The organism is uncultured Psychrosphaera sp. (assembly GCF_947500655.1).
Classification (GTDB): domain Bacteria; phylum Pseudomonadota; class Gammaproteobacteria; order Enterobacterales; family Alteromonadaceae; genus Psychrosphaera.
Genome location: NZ_CANMSK010000058.1, coordinates 1 through 240 on the forward strand (window position 1 = coordinate 1; position 240 = coordinate 240).

Annotated in this window: 1 rRNA gene; it reads left to right on the top strand. The window is 45.8% G+C overall.

Annotation, left to right across the window (positions count from 1 at the left end):
* Window positions 1–158 precede the first annotated feature (158 nt).
* Window positions 159–240: ribosomal RNA gene (rrf, locus tag Q0940_RS17065) — 5S ribosomal RNA — on the top strand; the annotation flags it as partial.

Below are 240 nucleotides of genomic sequence, written 5' to 3' on the forward strand. Positions count from 1 at the left end.
AGAAGTGAAACGCAGTTGCGGCGATGGTAGTGTGGCAGTCGCCATGCGAGAGTAGCTCACCGCCAGACTCCTAATACCTAAAGCTCTGAGTTTACTCGGAGCTTTTTTAGTTTTAAGTCTCTTATTTTCTCAAATTACTTAAAACTTACCAGTTTATGCTTGATGGCAATAGCGCTGTGGTCCCACCTGAATCCATTTCGAACTCAGTAGTGAAACGCAGTTGCGGCGATGGTAGTGTGG